This is a genomic window from Azospirillum brasilense (genome assembly GCF_005222205.1).
Classification (GTDB): domain Bacteria; phylum Pseudomonadota; class Alphaproteobacteria; order Azospirillales; family Azospirillaceae; genus Azospirillum; species Azospirillum brasilense_G.
This window is the reverse complement of the sequence record NZ_CP032345.1, coordinates 1,996,842-2,013,751: the sequence shown is the minus strand read 5'-3', so window position 1 is coordinate 2,013,751 and position 16,910 is coordinate 1,996,842. Positions and strand designations below refer to the sequence as shown.

12 protein-coding genes are annotated in these 16,910 nt (G+C 67.0%); 9 read left to right on the top strand and 3 right to left on the bottom strand.

All coding sequences use genetic code 11. The features are described 5' to 3' along the window. Positions 1-8 precede the first annotated feature (8 nt). Both mtgA and D3869_RS09705 read left to right on the top strand, forming a co-directional pair. Positions 9-704 (top strand): monofunctional biosynthetic peptidoglycan transglycosylase, encoded by a 696-nt coding sequence (gene mtgA, locus D3869_RS09710; RefSeq protein ID WP_137139877.1) that lies wholly within the window; start codon positions 9-11, stop codon positions 702-704. Positions 705-955: 251 nt separating this feature from the next. Continuing rightward, a complete protein-coding gene (locus D3869_RS09705; protein ID WP_137139876.1) occupies positions 956-1,753 on the top strand; it encodes a hypothetical protein in 798 nt (265 codons plus the stop codon). 322 nt (positions 1,754-2,075) lie between these two features. Here D3869_RS09705 and D3869_RS09700 read toward each other — a convergent pair whose 3' ends face one another. Next, positions 2,076-2,399: a DMT family transporter gene (locus D3869_RS09700; RefSeq protein WP_014241623.1), complete on the bottom strand. Its 324-nt coding sequence runs from the start codon at positions 2,397-2,399 to the stop codon at positions 2,076-2,078. 143 nt (positions 2,400-2,542) lie between these two features. Between D3869_RS09700 and D3869_RS09695 the strand changes: the two genes are divergently transcribed. Together D3869_RS09695 and D3869_RS09690 are read left to right on the top strand one after the other, a co-directional pair. Further along, complete coding sequence (locus D3869_RS09695) at positions 2,543-4,111, top strand: lysine--tRNA ligase (protein WP_137139875.1); 1,569 nt, start codon at positions 2,543-2,545, stop codon at positions 4,109-4,111. 698 nt (positions 4,112-4,809) lie between these two features. Beyond that, positions 4,810-5,955, top strand: coding sequence for a DUF2336 domain-containing protein (locus D3869_RS09690; protein ID WP_247895608.1), 1,146 nt, complete (start codon positions 4,810-4,812; stop codon positions 5,953-5,955). Between the two features lie 30 nt (positions 5,956-5,985). Here the strand turns inward: D3869_RS09690 and D3869_RS09685 are convergent, their stop codons facing one another. Further along, on the bottom strand, positions 5,986-6,495 hold the full coding sequence (locus D3869_RS09685) for a hypothetical protein (protein WP_137139873.1): 510 nt from the start codon (positions 6,493-6,495) through the stop codon (positions 5,986-5,988). A 272-nt stretch (positions 6,496-6,767) separates the two neighbouring features. Between D3869_RS09685 and mdh the strand changes: the two genes are divergently transcribed. The 5 genes from mdh to odhB all read left to right on the top strand — a co-directional run bounded on the left by mdh (position 6,768) and on the right by odhB (position 14,427). Then, on the top strand, positions 6,768-7,736 hold the full coding sequence (mdh, locus tag D3869_RS09680) for a malate dehydrogenase (RefSeq protein ID WP_014241628.1): 969 nt from the start codon (positions 6,768-6,770) through the stop codon (positions 7,734-7,736). Between the two features lie 252 nt (positions 7,737-7,988). Then, positions 7,989-9,185: an ADP-forming succinate--CoA ligase subunit beta gene (gene sucC / locus D3869_RS09675; protein WP_094303045.1), complete on the top strand. Its 1,197-nt coding sequence runs from the start codon at positions 7,989-7,991 to the stop codon at positions 9,183-9,185. 1 nt (position 9,186) lies between these two features. Then, entirely contained in the window at positions 9,187-10,062 is an 876-nt protein-coding gene (gene sucD, locus D3869_RS09670; RefSeq protein ID WP_014241630.1) for a succinate--CoA ligase subunit alpha, read from the top strand. Positions 10,063-10,209: 147 nt separating this feature from the next. Further along, positions 10,210-13,134 (top strand): 2-oxoglutarate dehydrogenase E1 component, encoded by a 2,925-nt coding sequence (locus D3869_RS09665; protein WP_137139872.1) that lies wholly within the window; start codon positions 10,210-10,212, stop codon positions 13,132-13,134. 42 nt (positions 13,135-13,176) lie between these two features. Continuing rightward, positions 13,177-14,427, top strand: a complete 1,251-nt coding sequence (gene odhB / locus D3869_RS09660) for a 2-oxoglutarate dehydrogenase complex dihydrolipoyllysine-residue succinyltransferase (protein WP_137139871.1) — start codon at positions 13,177-13,179, stop codon at positions 14,425-14,427. Between the two features lie 127 nt (positions 14,428-14,554). Here odhB and D3869_RS09655 read toward each other — a convergent pair whose 3' ends face one another. Next, positions 14,555-16,819, bottom strand: a complete 2,265-nt coding sequence (locus tag D3869_RS09655) for an ATP-binding protein (protein ID WP_137139870.1) — start codon at positions 16,817-16,819, stop codon at positions 14,555-14,557. Between the last annotated feature and the right edge of the window lie 91 nt (positions 16,820-16,910).

Here is a 16,910-nt window from a genome sequence, read left to right as displayed (position 1 = left end):
TCGAGCGCATGCGGTTTCCGGTCCGGCGTCTGCTGAGACTCCTGATGGCCCTGGCCGTCGCCCTGGTGGCCTTCAGCGTCGGCTGGGCGGCGCTCTACCGCGTGGCGCCGGTGCCGGCCACGCCCCTGATGCTGATCCGCGCCGCCGGAGGGTCCGGGCTGGCGCACGACTGGGTGCCCATGTCGCAAATTTCTCCCCACCTCGCCCGCGCCGTCATCGCGTCGGAGGACACGCTGTTCTGCGGCCATGGCGGCTTCGACTGGGCGGCCATCGAGGGCGCCTTCGAGGACAACGAGGAGGGCCGGCGCCTGCGCGGCGGCAGCACGATCAGCCAGCAGACCGCCAAGAACGCCTTCCTCTGGCCGGACCGCAGCTGGACCCGCAAGGGTGCTGAGGCGTGGTTCACGCTGCTGATCGAGACGCTGTGGCCCAAGAGCCGCATCCTGGAGGTCTATCTGAACATCGTGGAGTGGGATGACGGCGTCTATGGCGCCGAGGCCGCCGCCCGTCACCATTTCAAGAAGCCGGCATCGGCCCTGACCCGCCGCGAGGCCGCCCTTCTCGCCGTCGTCCTGCCCAACCCCCGCAACTGGTCCCCGAACCCGCCCGGCGCCTACGTGGCGCGGCGGGCCGGTGTGATCGAGCGGCGCATGGCGGTTGTGGAGCGCGATGGGCTGGCGGATTGCGCGAAGTGGGAAAATTGATGATCAGCCCACGCCTCCTCTCAAAAGAGACTTACAACGACGCATTTCCCCAATTTTGACGCCTTGATGCCATAGGCACATACTTTATTGACGCGTGGAGTTGACGCAAGCGAATGGAACCGCGTAGCCTTCTGTAGAAGCACAGGGGAACGCGGATGGCTGACGCTGACTTAATTTTGAAGTTTGAAATCGCGGAAGGCCGAAATCCTGATGCCGCCATTGCAGCCGAAGCCTTATCAGCATGAGCTGCTTTGCTTCGCGCCGCCGCTCTCGCTGTTGAACCAGACGCGAATGTTCGAATCGAACTGGTAGGTGTAGAGAAGGGAAGTCAAACTTTCCTGTTCGCGGTGCAAAAGGTTAAAGAATTTGTCGGTGATGTTTCTGACGGAATGGCGGAATTCCCGCTGGTCAAAAAGGCTGCTATTACGCTCGGCGGCCTAGTAACAACTACAGCCATCACAGTGGCTGTCACGAATTCGCTTACTCCTGATCCGCGCATCCCTGATGATCAGATGCAGGTATTCACAGAAACACGTGACTTACTGAAAGAGTCAGTCGAACTCCAGCGGCAGCAACAACGGTTCTACGGTATCGTTCAGGATGAGCCCGCTTACAGCCGGATTGACGTGTTTCGCTCCGATAGATCGTTGGCGTACAGCATTCCCAGGCAAGAATTCGCCGCGAGAAGCGGGCTTTGGACAGGGGATACAGACGAAATCAAGCCAGATGCCGAAACACGCATGGCAACTTGGGACGTGGTATTGATTAAGCCGGTCCTGATCCCGGCTCCCCGCCGTTGGCGGTTCGCTAAAGATGGGCTGGAGTTCAGTGCTTTGATGGAAGACGGTTCCGTCCTTCAGGCCATACACGACCGCACCTTGCCGGTTCAGGTGGCGGAAGGGGTCATGATGAAGGTCGAAATTACTTATAGAGAAATTTCCAATGGACGGACATGGATTCCGATTTCGGGGTCACATAAAATTAAACGTGTTCTTTCGCCTTTACCGCCGCGTTCTCCTGGCCCGCTTTTTTCGACCGATATTCCATAGGAACAATACCAAAAACACAAGCACCCCAGACGCGATCGTCAAGGTCCATGCCACAGAAACTCGGGCAAAGCCAACGAATGACACAATAACCGCGACGATCACGATTACGCCTGTCAGCCATTGGCGAAGAGATTCTATCTGGCGTTCGTCCTGTGACATGGCTGGCTCCTATATACTAGAATTGCATGATGCCAACCCCGAAGCAAGCCCGTGAAAGCGGTAATCTTGACCAGTCTGCCAAGAACCGAGGCACATTGAAATGATGACTGCGCCATTGGCGTGAACAGGCATGAATATCTTCATCAGACGGATTTACAAACCCCTACGCCCCGCCCCCCGACATCCGCAAACTCACCACCCCCGCCACGATCAGCAGAATCCCCGCCAGCTTCAGGAAGTTCAGCGACTCGCCGAACACCCACACCCCGATCGCCGCGATGGCCGCCGTGCCCACCGCGGACCAGATGGCGTAGGCCACGCCCACCTCGATCTCGCGCAGCGCCTGGGCCAGCATCGCGAAGGCCACCAGATAGCAGGCGACCACCGCCAGGCTGGGCCACAGGCGGGTCATGCCGTCGGACATCTTCATGGCGACGGTGCCCACGATCTCGAAGGCGATGGCGACGGACAGAAACAGCCAGCTCATGCGGGTCCTCGACGGATGATCATCTTCCAGAAATGCGCGCAAACCGTAGGACGGACAAGCGCGGCGCCCGTTGACGGACGGCGCGCTGCGCCCTAGGGTCGCTGCCTTTCTACACTTCCGTCGAGTTTTGAAGGGGCTCTACCATGACCGGCGAGCGGGAATTGGCGTTGCAGGCGAAGGCGTGGCCGTTCGAGGAGGCGCGCAAACTCGTCGCGCGCTTCGCGAAAGAGCCGCCGGCCAAAGGCTACGTCCTGTTCGAGACCGGCTACGGTCCGTCGGGCCTGCCGCACATCGGCACCTTCGGCGAGGTGGCGCGCACCACCATGGTCCGTCAGGCCTTCCAGCGGATGAGCGACATCCCGACGAAGCTCTTCTGCTTCTCCGACGACATGGACGGGCTGCGCAAGGTTCCGGACAACATCCCAAACAAGGAGCTGGTCGCCGCCAATCTCGGCAAGCCGCTGACCCAGGTCCCCGACCCGTTCGGCACGCACGACAGCTTCGGCGCGCACAACAACGCGCGGCTGCGGGCCTTCCTCGACAGCTTCGGCTTCGAGTACGAGTTCCAGTCCTCCACCGACTGGTACAAGTCGGGCCGATTCGACGAGGCGCTGCTCGGCGTGCTGCGGCGCTATGACGAGATCATGGCCGTTATGCTGCCGACGCTGGGCGAGGAGCGCCAGCAGACCTACAGCCCGTTCCTGCCCGTCTCCCCCTCCACGGGGCGCGTGCTTCAGGTCCCGGTGCTGGAGCGCGACGTGGACGCCGGCACCATCGTCTTCCAGGACGAGGACGGCAAGAAGGTCGAGGTCCCCGTCACCGGCGGCCATGTGAAGCTCCAGTGGAAGCCCGACTGGGGCATGCGCTGGTACGCGCTGGGCGTCGATTACGAGATGTACGGCAAGGACCTGATCCCGTCGGCCGAGCTGGCCGGGAAGATCGTCAACATCCTCGGCGGCACCCCGCCGCAGGGCTTCAACTACGAGCTGTTCCTCGACGACAAGGGCCAGAAGATCTCCAAGTCCAAGGGCAACGGCCTGACCATGGAGGAGTGGCTGGCCTACGCCCCGCCGGAGAGCCTCGCCCTCTACATGTTCCAGAAGCCGAAGTCGGCCAAGCGCCTGTATTTCGACGTGATCCCGCGGGCGGTGGACGAGTATCTGGCCTTCGTCGCCAAGCTGCCGGTGGAGGAGCCGGCCAAGGCGCTGGAGAACCCGGCCTGGCACATCCACAACGGCACGGCGCCGGCGGTGCGCTCGGACGTGTCCTTCAACCTGCTGCTCAACCTCGCCGGGGCGGCGAACGCCGAGACCAAGGACGTGATGTGGGGCTTCATCAGCCGCTACGCGCCCGAGGCGACGCCGGAGAACAGCCCCTTCCTGGACAAGCTGGTCGGCTACGCCGTCCGCTACTACCAAGACCAGGTGAAGCCGACGAAGCGCTTCCGCGCCCCCACCGACGCCGAGCGCGCCGCGCTGGAGGATCTGCTGACGCGGCTGGACGCCATCCCCGCCGACGCGGCGGGCGACGTCATCCAGAACGAGGTCTTCGCGGTCGGCAAGGAGCACGGCTTCACCGAGCTGCGCGCGTGGTTCCAGGCGCTCTACGAGGTGCTGCTCGGCCAGACCACCGGCCCGCGCATGGGCTCCTTCATCCAGCTCTACGGCCTGGACGAGACCAAGGCGCTGATCCGCGAGAAGCTGGCCGCCTGAGCACCGTCTCCCTTTCCCCTTCCCCGCGCCGCGGCCCGCCGCGGGGGAGGGTTTTTCCAGCGGACCGGCAAGCCTCACGAACAATCCGCCCGGCACGCAAACCGCCTTCAAGGACGGTGGCGCCCAGGGGCATGGCCGGATGGAGGTCGCTCAGCATCCGGTGAGACTTCACCCACCATAGCTCCGGTCACAAACAATACTCGCAGCCTGATCGTTTGCGTTTCCATCATCCGTCCATCCGGCTCGAATGTGTGCAAACGGTCGAAATCCTGCTCACACGCTGGGCAAACAACATTTTATTCCCGCATCGCCATGCACACACCGCACCGCACCAATACCAACTTGGTATTACCATCCACCAAGGTCAGAGCCTATGATCCGCCCCGTTACTGCTTTTGCAGTGCGTTTCCTCCCTAAACTCTTCAAGGCCGCGCCCCACCGGGGTTGCGGCCCTTTTTCTTTTCAGCGTCCGTTTTCGCCGCTTTCACATCCCCGGCCGATGGCGTGACTGGCGGCTCGACTGGCGGCACAGGGTACGGTTGCGCCCGGCGGGCACCGGCGACAAGTTCGGGGCCATTAGCGGCCCGTTAACCCACCCGTCGTTGGATATCCCGATGCAGCCACGTCAGCCCCCTCACGCCGATCACGGGGACGACCGTCCCGGCGCGGCCCGCTCGGCGCCGCGAACGGACACCCCCATGGACGACGGGGTGGACCCGGAACTGCTCGGCTATCTGTTCGACGATTCTCCCCCCGCTCCTCCGGTGCCGGAACCGGCGCGCCGCCGCGTCGGCGCGGCGCTGGTCGAATCGCGGCGGGCCGGCATGGGCGACGCCGGGGTTCGCGCGCTTCTGGCGCGCAAGCTGTGCCGGCTGCTGCCCGACCTGCCGCCGGACCGCCAGGACAAGGCCACCGCCGCCGCCCTGCGCATGCTGGAGCGGCTGGCCCGCGACCACGCGACCCATGTGAGGATGGCGCTGGCCGGGGCGCTGAAGGACGTCGCCTGCGCCCCGCCCGCCGTGGCGCGCACGTTGGCCCGCGACGTGGAACGCTCGGTGGCGGAGCCGATCCTGCATTGCTGCGCCACCCTGACCGATGAGGATTTGCTGGAGATTGTCGCCGCCCACCCCGCCGGCTGGGCGCTGGCGGCCATCGCGCGGCGGCCGGCGGTCAGCGCGCCGCTGTCCTGCGCCATCGTCGACACGGGCGACGCGGAGGCCACGGGCGTCCTGCTGGACAACGACGGCGCGGTCATCCCGGACGACCGGCTGGAGGATCTGGTGGAGCGGTCGGGCGGCCATCCGGACTGGCAGGCCAAGCTGGCCGGCCGGCCGGCCCTGCCGCAGCGGCTGGCCCTGCGGCTGGCGGAGTTCGTCGACGACTCGGTGGCCGACCTGCTGCGCCGCCGCACCGATCTGGACGCGGTCACCGCGGCGGAGGTTGCCGCCGTGACCCGCCGGCGCGTCTCCTGGGTCGAGGAACGCGATCCCGCCGAGTCGCCGGGGCGCCGCGCCGTCCGCCTGCACCGCCAGGGCGCCCTGGACGAGACGGCGCTGGGCGACGCCCTGTCCTGGGAGGAAACGGACTTCGTCCGCGCCGCCCTGGCCCTGCGCGCCGCCGTCCATCCGGGGATCGTGGACGACATCCTGCGCTCCGGCGACCCCCGCGCGGTCACCGCGCTGGTCTGGCGGGCGGGCTACTCGATGCGCTGCGCCATGCGGGTGCAGATCCGCGCCGCCGGCATCCCGCCGCGCGCCGTGCTGAACGCCCGCCAGGGCACCGACTACCCGCTGCCCGCGGCGGACATGACCCGCCACCTCGCGCTCTACGGCGTCCGCTCCTGACGCCGCGGAGCGCCGTCCCCGAAATGTCCCTTACTGGATCTCCAGGGGCCGGCGGGCCGGGGCGCGCCGCGTATCGGGGGCCAGCGTCGGATCGTTCTGATACAGCGGGCGCGACGGATCGGTGTCGATCAGCTGCGGCGGGGTGACGATCTCCTCGCCCGACCCGGAATCGAACTGGATCACCGCCATCCGGCGCACCGTCTCGCACAGGGCGCGCTTGCGCATGGTCTCCGGGTCGCTCGGCCCGTCGAAGGCGACCAAGGGCACCACGATGCCGCTGCGCTCCCCCGGCGGGACGGAGGTGTACACGTAGTTCGACACGGGCCGGCAATAGAGCACGTCGGTGGCCGACGGGGCATCCGCCGCCGTGGTCGCCGAAGCGGCCGCCGGACTGGTCGCCGCGGTGCCGGCCGCCGCCGTGTTTATCGGGGCCTTGGCCAGAGCGGCCTCATAGTCTGCGACGGTTTGTCCCAAGGCCGCGCCGCCGCTTCCCAGGGCCAGCGTCACGGTCAGGCAAAATGCCGGTGCAAAGCGAATCATGGTTCTTCCCCCCATGCCGAATGGCCTTCAAAACCTATCCAAAGAATAGTGCGCCGCACCCGCAACGCCAAATTCCTGTTTGCCGTTGCGGCCATTCGCCGTAATCGATTGCACAGTTCCGCGTCCCGTGCTTGCGGTCACGCTTGCTCTCGGGCCGGAATCGCGCTAGGAACCGCCCTCGAAATCTCAGGGCGCTGGATCCCTAGGACGCTAAACTCAATCGGTTCTGTCCTCCGCTGAATGGGGGACGCTCACGCTTAGGGAAACGCTCCATGGCTCGCAAGAAGATTGCGCTCGTCGGCGCCGGCCAGATTGGCGGCACGCTGGCTCTGCTCGCTGCCCAGAAGGAACTCGGCGACGTCGTCCTGTTCGACATCGCCGAAGGCATGCCGGAGGGCAAGGCCCTCGACCTGGCTGAGACCTCGCCGGTCGAAGGCTTCAACGCCAAGCTCAGCGGCGGCAACGACTATTCGGTCATCGAAGGCGCCGACGTCGTGATCGTCACCGCCGGCGTGCCGCGCAAGCCGGGCATGAGCCGCGACGACCTGATCGGCATCAACACCGGCGTCTGCCAGACCGTCGGCGAGAACATCAAGAAGTACGCCCCGAACGCCTTCGTCATCGTCATCACGAACCCGCTGGACGTGATGGTGTGGGTGCTCCAGCAGGCCTCCGGCCTCCCGCCGGAGCGCGTCGTCGGCATGGCCGGCGTGCTCGACTCGGCCCGCTTCCGCTACTTCCTGGCCGACGAGTTCAAGGTGTCGGTCGAGGACGTCACCGCCTTCGTGCTGGGCGGCCACGGCGACACCATGGTCCCGCTCGTCCGCTACTCGACCGTCGCCGGCATCCCGCTGCCGGATCTGGTCAAGATGGGCTGGACCACGCAGGAGAAGCTGGACGCCATCGTGCAGCGCACCCGCGACGGCGGCGCCGAGATCGTCAAGCTGCTGAAGACCGGCTCGGCCTTCTACGCCCCGGCCGCCTCCGCCATCCAGATGGCCGAGTCCTACCTGAAGGACCAGAAGCGCGTCGTTCCGGTCGCCGCCTACCTGACCGGCCAGTACGGCCAGAACGACCTCTACGTCGGCGTCCCGACGATCATCGGCGCCGGTGGCGTCGAGAAGATCATCGAGATCGATCTCTCCGCGGAAGAGAAGAAGATGTTCGATCACTCGGTCGACGCTGTGAAGCAGCTCGTCGAGGTGGTCAAGAAGCAGCAGGCTGAGAAGGCCGCCTCCTAAGGCGGCCTGTTTTTTGCCTGCGCGGCGGCCTGCGGCCCTGTCGCCCCAGGCGCGGACGGTTGAACCGTCCGCGCCCGGTGGTACAGTGACCGCGGACGTTCGCGCCAGCCGGCGTAAGGCTTCCTCAAGGACTCAGCTCCCCCGAAGACTTGCGCCCTGGCGCGTCCGCCAGCAGGAAACGCCTGCCCGATCTTCGCCCATCGTCAGCCGACCACACCTTGTCAGCCGACCATAAAAACAGATGGACGCCCGATGAACATCCATGAGTATCAGGCCAAAGGCCTGCTGAAGAAGTACGGCGTCGCGGTGCCCCGCGGCGGCGTCGCTTACACCCCGCAGGAAGCCGAGACCGTCGCCCGCGAGCTGGGCGGCCCGGTGTGGGTCGTGAAGTCGCAGATCCACGCGGGCGGCCGCGGCGCCGGCCGGTTCAAGGACAACCCCGAGGGCAAGGGCGGCGTCCGCGTCGTCAAGTCCATCGAGGAGGTCGGCAAGAACGCCGGCGAGATGCTGAACCACGTGCTGGTCACCAAGCAGACCGGTCCGGACGGCCGCGAGGTCAAGCGCCTCTACGTCGAGGAAGGCGCCGACATCAAGCGCGAGCTGTATCTCGGCCTGCTGACCGACCGCGCCTCGGGCCGCGTCACCATCATCGCCTCGACCGAAGGCGGCATGGAGATCGAGGAGGTCGCCCACAACACGCCGGAGAAGATCGTCAAGGTCGCCATCGACCCGGCCACCGGCATCCAGGGCTACCACACCCGCAAGGTCGCCTTCGCGCTCGGCCTCGAGGGCAAGCAGGTCTCCGCCGCCGCCAAGTTCATCCAGGCCGCCTATCAGGCCTTCGTGGACCTGGATTGCGCGATCGTCGAGATCAACCCGCTGATCGTCACCGGCTCGGGTGACATCCTGGCGCTCGACGCCAAGATGAGCTTCGACGACAACGCCCTGTTCCGCCACAAGGACGTCGAGGAGCTGCGCGACGAGGCCGAGGAAGACCCGGCCGAGATCGAGGCGGCCAAGCACAGCCTCAACTACGTCAAGCTGGACGGCAACATCGGCTGCATGGTCAACGGCGCCGGTCTGGCGATGGCGACCATGGACATCATCAAGCTGTACGGCGGTGAGCCGGCCAACTTCCTCGACGTCGGCGGCGGCGCCACCAAGGAGCGCGTCACCGCGGCCTTCAAGCTGATCCTCTCCGACCCGAACGTCGAAGGCATCCTGGTCAACATCTTCGGCGGCATCATGCGCTGCGACGTCATCGCCGAAGGCGTCGTCGCGGCCGCCCGCGAGGTGCACCTGCACGTTCCGCTGGTCGTGCGTCTGGAAGGCACGAACGTCGAGCTGGGCAAGAAGATCCTCAGCGAGTCCGGTCTGCCGATCCTGTCGGCCGACAACCTCGCCGACGCCGCCGAGAAGGTGGTCAAGGCCGTGAAGGAGGCCGCGTAAGATGGCTGTTCTCGTCGATAAGAACACGAAGGTGATCTGCCAGGGCTTCACCGGCGCCCAGGGCACCTTCCATTCCGAGCAGGCGATCGCCTACGGCACCAAGATGGTCGGCGGCGTCACCCCGGGCAAGGGCGGCACCAAGCACCTCGACCTGCCGGTCTTCGACACGGTGGCCGACGCGGTCGAGAAGACCGGCGCCAACGCCAGCGTCATCTACGTGCCGCCGCCCTTCGCGGCCGACGCCATCCTGGAGGCGATCGACGCCGAGATCCCGCTGGTGGTGTGCATCACCGAGGGCATCCCGGTGCTCGACATGGTGCGCGTCAAGCGCGCGCTGGGCAACTCCAAGACCCGGCTGATCGGGCCGAACTGCCCGGGCATCATCACGCCCGACGAGTGCAAGATCGGCATCATGCCGGGCCACATCCACAAGCGCGGCAAGATCGGCATCGTCTCGCGCTCGGGCACGCTGACCTACGAGGCGGTGGCGCAGACCACCGCGGCGGGGCTGGGCCAGACGACCTGCATCGGCATCGGCGGCGACCCGGTCAACGGGACGAACTTCGTGGACAGCCTGGAGCTGTTCCTGAAGGACCCGGAGACCGAGGGCATCATCATGATCGGCGAGATCGGCGGCGACGCCGAGGTCAAGGGCGCGGAGTTCATCCGCGACTCCGGGACCAAGAAGCCGGTCGTCGGCTTCATCGCCGGGCGCACCGCGCCTCCGGGCCGCCGCATGGGCCACGCCGGCGCGGTGATCTCCGGCGGCAACGACACCGCCGACTTCAAGATCGAGTTCATGAAGTCCGTCGGCATCGCCGTCGCCGACAGCCCCGCGAGCCTGGGTTCCACCATGCTCAAGGTCTTCAAGGGCTGATAAAGCGTGGGCGGGACCCCATATTCCCGCCCATTGCCGAAGGACCGGCGGCCCCGTGTCTCCTCCCGGAGATCCGGGGCCGCCCGGAGCCCCGCGACAAGCAAAAAAACTCTCTGAGGGAACCGGGCAAACGCCCGAGGCAAACATATGTCCGCTAATCTGGAGAAGACCTCGTTCCTGTTCGGCTCGAACGCCGAATATGTCGCGGAGTTGTACGCGCGCTTCCTGAAGGACCCCTCCTCGGTGGATTCGAGCTGGAACGGCTTCTTCAGGGAGCTGGACGACGACTCCCGCGCCGTCCTGAACGAGCTGAACGGCCCGTCCTGGAGCCTGGAGGAGGGCACGCTCGCCAACGGCGCGCTCGACCCCATCGCCGCCTCGCTGGAAAGCGTCGGCGCCCCGGCCGCCACCAACGGCAACGCCGGCCTCGTCGCCCACGCCCAGCAGGTCTATGGCGGCATCAGCCACCAGCAGCTGCGCGCCGCGACGCTCGACAGCATCCGCGCGCTGATGCTCATCCGCGTCTACCGCGTGCGCGGCCACATGAACGCGCATTTCGACCCGCTGGGTCTTGAGAAGCGCGAGCCGCACCCGGAACTCGATCCGGCGACCTACGGCTTCGGCCCGGGCGACATGGACCGGCCGATTTTCCTGAACTACTCGCTGGGCCTGGAGACGGCGTCGCTGCGCCAGATCCTGGAGATCCTGCAGAAGACCTACTGCGGGAACATCGGCGTCGAGTTCATGCACATCCAGGACCCGGAAGAGAAGGCCTGGATCCAGGAGCGCATCGAGGGCGGGCGCAACCACACCGACTTCACGGTGAACGGCAAGCGCGCCATCTACGAGCGCCTGATCGCCGCCGAGGGCTTCGAGAAGTTCCTGCAGCTCAAGTACACCGGCACCAAGCGCTTCGGCCTTGAGGGCGGCGAGTCGATGATCCCCGCGCTGGAGCAGATCCTGAAGCGCGGCGGCCAGCTCGGCCTCAAGGAAGTCGTCGTCGGCATGGCCCACCGCGGCCGTCTGAACGTGCTGACCAACTTCATGGGCAAGCCCTTCGCCGCGGTCTTCTCGGAGTTCCAGGGCAACCCGTCCAGCCCGCAGGACGTCCAGGGCTCGGGCGACGTGAAGTACCATCTCGGCACCTCGTCGGACCGCGACTTCAACGGCAACATCGTCCACCTGTCGCTGACCGCCAACCCGTCCCACCTGGAATGGGTCAACCCGGTCGTGCTGGGCAAGGTGCGCGCCAAGCAGGCGCAGCGCAACGACCTGGAGCGCGAGCAGGTCATGGGCGTGCTGATCCACGGCGACGCCGCCTTCGCCGGCCAGGGCATCGTGGCCGAGACGCTGGGCCTGTCGGAGCTGCGCGGCTACCGCACCGGCGGCACCGTGCACTTCATCATCAACAACCAGATCGGCTTCACCACGAACCCGACCTATTCGCGGTCCGGCGTCTACTGCTCGGACATGGCGAAGATGGTCCAGGCGCCGATCTTCCACGTCAACGGCGATGACCCCGAGTCCGTCGTCCACATCAGCCGCATCGCCGCCGAGTTCCGCCAGAAGTTCAAGCGGGACGTGGTGATCGACATGGTCTGCTACCGCCGCCACGGCCACAACGAGGGCGACGAGCCGGGCTTCACCCAGCCGCTGATGTACAAGAAGATCCGCGCCCACGGGACCACGCGGGAGCTGTACGGCAAGCAGCTCGTCGAGGAGAACGTCCTCACCCAGGCCGAGTCCGATCAGATGATCCAGGACTTCATGAAGAAGCTGGAGGGTGAGTTCGAGGCCGCCAACTCCTTCAAGCCGAACAAGGCCGACTGGCTGGAAGGCAAGTGGTCGGGCCTGGAGGCCGCGAAGACCGACGACGAGCGCAAGGGCAACACCGGCGTGGCGATCGACGTGCTGCGCGAGGTCGGCAACAAGCTCTGCGAGTATCCGAAGGACTTCGCGATCAACTCGAAGATCGCCCGCCAGCTTGAGGCCAAGAAGAAGTCGCTGGAGACCGGCGAGGGCATCGACTGGGCGACCGCCGAAGCGCTGGCCTACGGCACGCTGCTGGTCGAGGGCAACGGCGTCCGCCTGTCGGGCCAGGACTCGGGCCGCGGCACCTTCTCGCACCGCCACGCGGTGATGTACGACCAGAACAACGAGAACAAGTACATCCCGCTGAACCACCTGCGCCCCGACCAGGGCCCGTTCGAGGTCCATGACAGCCCGCTGTCCGAGGCCGCGGTCGTCGGCTTCGAATACGGCTACTCGCTGGCCGAGCCGCACAGCCTGACCCTGTGGGAAGCCCAGTTCGGCGACTTCGCCAACACCGCCCAGACCATCATCGACCAGTTCCTCTCGTCGGGCGAATCGAAGTGGCTGCGCATGTCCGGCCTCGTGCTGCTGCTGCCGCACGGCTACGAGGGCCAGGGTCCGGAGCACTCCTCGGCCCGTCCGGAACGCTTCCTGCAGATGTCCGCCGAGGACAACTGGCAGATCTGCAACCTGACGACCCCGGCGAACCTGTTCCACGCCTTCCGCCGCCAGATGCGCCGCCCCTTCCGCAAGCCGCTGGTGCTGTTCACGCCGAAGTCGCTGCTGCGCCACAAGCTGTGCATCTCCAGCCTGTCGGAGCTGGCCGAGGGCACGAACTTCCGCCGCGTGCTCGGCGAGACGGCGACCGACCTGCTGCCGAACGATCAGATCCGCCGCATCGTGGTCTGCACCGGCAAGGTCTATTACGACCTGCTGCAGGAGCGCACCGCGCGCGGCATCAAGGACGTGGCGCTGGTCCGGCTGGAGCAGCTCTACCCGTTCCCCCGCTCCGCCCTGACCGAGGAGTTCGCCCGCTACCCGAACGCCGAGGTGGTGTGGTGCCAGGAGGAGCCGGAGAACCAGGGCTACTGGGCCTTCGTCGACCGCCGTCTGGAAGGCGCCCTCACCTCGATCGAGCACAAGGCCTCGCGCCCCAGCTACGTCGGCCGTCCGGCCTCCGCGTCGCCGGCCACCGGCCTGCTCAAGCGTCACAACCAGGAGCAGGCGAAGCTTCTGGAAGACGCGCTCGTCATCCGCTGACTCGACGCCCAGGCGTAGAACAAGAAAGTACGAGAGGAACTTATGGCTACCGAAATCAAGGTCCCCACCCTGGGCGAGTCCGTCTCCGAGGCGACCGTTGCCCGCTGGCTGAAGAAGGTCGGCGACGCGGTCGCCGCCGACGAGGCGCTGGTCGAGCTGGAGACCGACAAGGTCACGCTTGAGGTGAACGCCCCGACCGCCGGCACGCTGGCGGAGATCGTCGCCGCCGACGGCGCCAACGTCGGCGTCGGCGCCCTGCTGGGCGTGCTGGGCGAGGCCGGCGCCGCCGTGGCCGCCCCGGCCAAGGCCGCCGCTCCCGTCGCCGCTCCGGCTCCGGCGGCTGCCCCGGCCGCCGCTCCGGCCCCGGCGGGCAACGCCGCCCTGGCCGACGCCGGCCCGGCCGCCCGCAAGCTGGTCGCCGAGAAGGGCCTCGACGCCGCGCAGATCGCCGGCACGGGCAAGGACGGGCGCATCACCAAGGGCGACGTGATCGACCACGCCGCCAAGCCGGCCGCGGCCCCCGCCGCCGCTCCGGCCGCCGCGCCGCAGAAGTACCAGTGGACCGCCGGCACCGCGGGCGACCGTCCGCGCGCCGCGCAGGAGGAGCGGGTCCGCATGACCCGTCTGCGCCAGCGCATCGCCGAGCGTCTGAAGGAGGCCCAGAACAGCGCCGCCATGCTGACCACCTTCAACGAGGTGGACATGACCAACGTCATGGCGCTGCGCAACGAGTACAAGGACTTCTTCGAGAAGCGCCACAAGGTGCGTCTCGGCTTCATGTCCTTCTTCGTGAAGGCGGCCATCCAGGCGCTGAAGGAAATCCCGGCGGTCAACGCCGAGATCGACGGCACCGACCTCGTCTATAAGAACTATTACGACATCGGCGTCGCCGTCGGCACGCCGCAGGGTCTGGTGGTTCCGATCGTCCGCGACGCCGACAAGCTCGGCTTCGCCCAGATCGAGGGCAAGATCGGCGAGCTGGGCAAGAAGGGCCGCGACGGCAAGCTGTCGATGGACGAGCTGACCGGCGGCACCTTCACGATCTCCAACGGCGGCGTCTACGGCTCGCTGATGTCCACCCCGATCATCAACCCGCCGCAGTCGGCCATCCTGGGCATGCACAAGACCCAGGAGCGTCCGGTCGTCGTGAACGGGAAGATCGAGATCCGCCCGATGATGTATCTGGCCCTGTCCTACGACCACCGCATCATCGACGGCAAGGAGGCGGTGACCTTCCTCGTCCGCATCAAGGAAAACATCGAGGACCCGCGGCGCCTGCTGCTGGACGTCTGAGAAGCATGAAGGGACTGCGGGAGGCCGTGTCCTCCCGCACCCGAACGCCGGGGACGAAAGCCTCCGGAACCTGAAGAAAGGCGCCGCAAGGCGCCTTATTTTTTGCCGTCACACCGTCGAACGTCCATCACACCAGCGCCGCCGCGATCCTCACGGCGGTGTCCTCCGGCTTCATCACCCGCTCGGCGGGCAGGCGCAGGGTCATGGTAGTCCCAGCGCCGAGCGTGCTGTCGCAAGTCAAAGAGCCGCCGTGCAGCTCCATGAAGTTCTTGGAGATCGACAGCCCCAGCCCGGTGCCCTCGAACTGGCGGCTGGCCGAGTTGTCGGCCTGCCGGAAGGGCTGGAACAGATGCTCCATGAATTCCTTCGGGATGCCGATGCCGGTGTCGGCCACCGAGAGGGCAAGGGCGCCGTCCTCCTCGACGCGGGCGGCCAGAGTGACGCTGCCGCCGTCGGGCGTGAACTTCACCGCGTTGGACAGCAGGTTCAGCAGCACCTGCTTGAAGGCGCGGCGGTCCACCCAGACGGCGGGAAGGCCGCCGGACACGCCGTTGCGCAGGTCCACCCCATTGTCGGCGGCGCGGTCGCGGACCATGGTCAGGCACTGGGCCACCGCCTCGCAGGGGTCGATCACCTCTTCGGACAGTTCGTAGCGGCCCGCCTCGATCTTCGACATGTCGAGCACGGCGTTCACGATGTCCAGCAGATGCTTGCCGCTGTCGTGGATGTCCTTGGCGCAGGACTTCTGGCGCTCGTTCAACGCGCCGAAGAATTCGCTGTCGAGGATTTCCGAGAAGCCGATGATGGCGTTCAGCGGCGTGCGCAGCTCGTGGCTCATGTTGGCCAGGAACTCGGACTTGGCGCGGTTGGCCATCTCCGCCTGACTCTTGGAGGCGAGCAGTTCGGCCTCCTGCTGCCGGCGCTTGGTGACGTCGCGGATGACGCCGACGAAGACGCGCCGCACCGCGCCGCCGGCATCGCCCGGACCACCCTCTCCGTCCGGTCCGCCCAGCCGCAACGCGCTGACCGCCAGATTTATCGGGAAGGTGCTGCCGTCGCGGCGCAGCGCCAGGACCTCGCGATCGTTGCCGATGATGCGCGAGCCGGCGTTCGGCCGATACTCGGCCATCGAGCGGTCGTGGCCGACGCGGAAACCCTCCGGCAGCAGGATGTTGACGCTCTGCCCCACCACCTCCGCCTCGGCATAGCCGAACATGCGCTCGGCCGCGGGGTTGAAGGTCTCGATGATGCCGCGGGAGTCGATGGTGACCACCGCGTCCACCATGGATTCCAGGATGCCGCGGATGCGGCGGGAGGCGCGCTCCAGCCGGTTCTGGTCCTGCTCCCGCCGGGACTGCTGCCGCTCCACGTACCAGGTCAGCAAGGCGATCACCACGGACATGGCGAGGCCCATGGCGATCCACACCGCGCTGTCGCGCTTCCATTCGCCCAGCGCTTCGGCCTTCGGCAGGGTGGCGGCGACGGTGAAGGGATAATCGGCGACGCGGCGGACGCTGGCGACGCTGGGGCGCCCGTCGGTGGGCAGCACGCTGTCCAGCGTCGCCGCGTCCCGGGTGCGCAGCGCGGCGTCGACCTCCGGCCATTCGGCCAGCGTGGCGAGGCGCCGGCGGCCCTCGTCCCAGGGACGGTGGATCAGCACCGTGCCGTCGGCCAGCGCCAGGGTGACCGTGCCCTCCAGCCCCAGCCGCAACCCCTCGAAGCCGGCCCCCAGCCGCAGCGGGTTGATCATGGCGACCACCACCCCGGCGAAGCTCCCGTCCGGGTGGGACCAGCGGCGGCTCATCGGGATGACGTAGGTGCCGGGGAAGGCGATGCTGGCGATCGGCGCGCCGACGTGAAGCCCGCCGTCCGACGCGCCCTCTTCCCGGTGGACCGCGAAATAGGGCCGGTTGGTCAGGTCGAAGGCCGGCGGGCTGCTGTCGGCGGAATGGTGCAGCACACGGCCCTGCTCGTCCACCACGACCAGTCCGGAAACCGGGCCGATGGCGTCGCGGCGGTTGCGCAGAAGGGCGTTCACCGACGGCGCCGCCACGGTGCGCGCCTGCGGGTGGGTGTCCAGGACGGTGACCAGATCGGACAGCAGCAGGTCCACGCTGAACACCGTGCGGACGGCCTGCTCCTCCAGGATGCGGGCGAGGTTGCGGGTCGACCGCTCGGCCCCCTCGATGGCCTCGGCGTGGCGCTGCCAGACGCCGTAGGCGATCATCGCGTTGACCACGACGATGAAGGCCACGCCCGACGCCCTCATCAGGAAGCGCACCGACCCCAGCACCTCGAACAGCCGCTCCCCCAATCCGGAGGGGGTCGGTCCGGCGGCCCCCGTTCCGGAGGGCGGCAAGGTCGTGTCGCGAACCGGATTGCGGCTGGCCATGGCTGTGAAAAACTCTCCGCACGCAGTACAACGGGGCCGTTGAGGGACCGCCCGCGTGGCATGCCCAACGTAAGACGGTGCCGTCCCCGGC

Coding starts and splice junctions, on each gene's coding strand:
- mtgA (WP_137139877.1), top strand. CDS start 9: ATGCGGTTTCCGGTCCGGCGTCTGCTGAGACTCCTGATGGCCCTGGCC.
- D3869_RS09700 (WP_014241623.1), bottom strand. CDS start 2,399: ATGAGCTGGCTGTTTCTGTCCGTCGCCATCGCCTTCGAGATCGTGGGC.
- D3869_RS09695 (WP_137139875.1), top strand. CDS start 2,543: ATGACCGGCGAGCGGGAATTGGCGTTGCAGGCGAAGGCGTGGCCGTTC.
- D3869_RS09690 (WP_247895608.1), top strand. CDS start 4,810: ATGGACGACGGGGTGGACCCGGAACTGCTCGGCTATCTGTTCGACGAT.
- D3869_RS09685 (WP_137139873.1), bottom strand. CDS start 6,495: ATGATTCGCTTTGCACCGGCATTTTGCCTGACCGTGACGCTGGCCCTG.
- mdh (WP_014241628.1), top strand. CDS start 6,768: ATGGCTCGCAAGAAGATTGCGCTCGTCGGCGCCGGCCAGATTGGCGGC.
- sucC (WP_094303045.1), top strand. CDS start 7,989: ATGAACATCCATGAGTATCAGGCCAAAGGCCTGCTGAAGAAGTACGGC.
- sucD (WP_014241630.1), top strand. CDS start 9,187: ATGGCTGTTCTCGTCGATAAGAACACGAAGGTGATCTGCCAGGGCTTC.
- D3869_RS09665 (WP_137139872.1), top strand. CDS start 10,210: ATGTCCGCTAATCTGGAGAAGACCTCGTTCCTGTTCGGCTCGAACGCC.
- odhB (WP_137139871.1), top strand. CDS start 13,177: ATGGCTACCGAAATCAAGGTCCCCACCCTGGGCGAGTCCGTCTCCGAG.
- D3869_RS09655 (WP_137139870.1), bottom strand. CDS start 16,819: ATGGCCAGCCGCAATCCGGTTCGCGACACGACCTTGCCGCCCTCCGGA.